General features: G+C 61.9%; 1 protein-coding gene. It reads right to left on the reverse strand.

The window, feature by feature from the left end:
- On the reverse strand, window positions 1-186 hold a 186-nt coding region (locus EN818_RS31145; protein ID WP_245521432.1), incomplete at its 3' end, for a winged helix-turn-helix domain-containing protein.
- Between the last annotated feature and the right edge of the window lie 171 nt (window positions 187-357).

Genomic DNA, 357 nt, shown 5'->3' on the forward strand with positions numbered 1-357 from the left:
GCCCTCCTCCACGGTGACATCGGGCCAGACATGAGCCAGCAGATCCTTCTTGCTGACGACCTCGTTCGGGCGGGCAGCCAAAGTGGTCAGGATGTCAAAGGCGCGTTCGCCAAGATCAACCGGCACGCCCTGGCGCAGCAGGAGCCGTTCATTCACAACCAGGGTGAAAGGACCAAACGAAATCATGTCGGTTGTCCGCGGCTCCGACCGTATCATGGAGTCATCCTTCGCCTGACTGAGGACTGTCCCGGCTCGCAGATCCCTCGGGACAGACCCGTCGCGCCAAGCGGCGATCCGCGGCGGGACATGACGGTAACTCTGCTCTGAGAGGTGCTGCTGGCTGGCACTAACACTTCC

The organism is Mesorhizobium sp. M3A.F.Ca.ET.175.01.1.1 (genome assembly GCF_004791945.1).
Lineage (GTDB): Bacteria > Pseudomonadota > Alphaproteobacteria > Rhizobiales > Rhizobiaceae > Mesorhizobium.